2 protein-coding genes are annotated in these 1,149 nt (G+C 62.5%); one reads left to right on the plus strand and one right to left on the minus strand.

The window, feature by feature from the left end; translation table 11 throughout:
• Positions 1-677, plus strand: a 677-nt coding sequence (locus ACRXB1_RS36465; protein ID WP_449494829.1) for an NRDE family protein, incomplete at its 5' end; no start/stop codon positions are given.
• Here ACRXB1_RS36465 and ACRXB1_RS36470 read toward each other — a convergent pair.
• A partial coding sequence (locus tag ACRXB1_RS36470; RefSeq protein ID WP_449494830.1) for an alpha/beta hydrolase fold domain-containing protein occupies positions 678-1,149 on the minus strand: 472 nt, incomplete at its 5' end.

Below are 1,149 nucleotides of genomic sequence, written 5' to 3' on the forward strand. Positions count from 1 at the left end.
TCGACCTCACGGGCGGCGGGACGTGGCTGGGCGTGACACGCGATGGCCGGTTTGCTGCATTGACGAACTATCGGGCGCCGACCGAGGTGCGGCCTGGCGCGCCCACCCGCGGTGCGCTCGTCAGTGATTTCTTGTCGGGAGAAATTGTCGCGCCGCTCGCTTATCTGGACGACGTCGCCCGCAACGGGCATCTGTACAACGGCTTCAACCTGATTGTCGGCGACTTCACGCGGCGCGAACTGGCGTGGTACGGCAATCGCGCCGATGCGCCGCCCGCACGCCTTGAGGCCGGTATCCATGGTTTATCGAACAGCTTGCTGAATACGCCGTGGCCAAAGCTCGTCGCCCAACGCGACGCGCTTCGCGATCTCGTTCACACCGGAGACCGGGTTCAGCCACCGCTGGATCTGCTGATCGGGACGATGCGCAACCCGCATATTGCCGATGACGCCCTGCTGCCCTCGACGGGCCTTTCGCTTGAACGCGAACGTGTGTTGTCGGCGGCGTTTATCGAGTCGGATGGGTATGGGACGCGGAGCACGACGGCGCTGCGTGTTTCATCTGCAGGCGATCAAATCGAGCTGCAAATCAAGGAACTCAGCGACGACGACGGTTCACACAAGATCGTTCGCCCCGGCAACTTTGAGATCAGCGACGCGTTTGTGATAGCCCGCTGATCAACTTTCGACGTCGAGATAACGACGCAACGCACTCGCCGCGTCGGCATGCGCCTTCGCGACGTCCGGCACCAGTCCGCCCATCTTGAAGAACTCGTGCGTCATGCCTTCGTAGCGGACCAGTTCGACGGGCACGTGCTCGCGTTCGAGTTTCGCCGCGTAGGCGACGTTTTCATCGAAGAGCGGGTCGTGATCGGCAGCGGCAATCCACGCGGGTGCAATACCTTCAAACGATGGCATCGGTCCTCGCGCATCCAGGGGCGCGAAACGCCAGTCGTCGCGGTCCTTTTCTTCGCGCAGATAATGCTTGAAGAACCATTTGACCGTTTTCGCCGTCAGGACGTGACCTTCCGCGAATTGCGCGTACGACGGCGTGTCCTGACGCGCGCTGACGCCGGGATAGATCAGCAACTGCAGGCGCAACGCGATACCCGCATCGCGGGCGAGCACCGCGCAGACCGTGGCGAGTGTA

This window comes from Caballeronia sp. M23-90 (assembly GCF_053574605.1).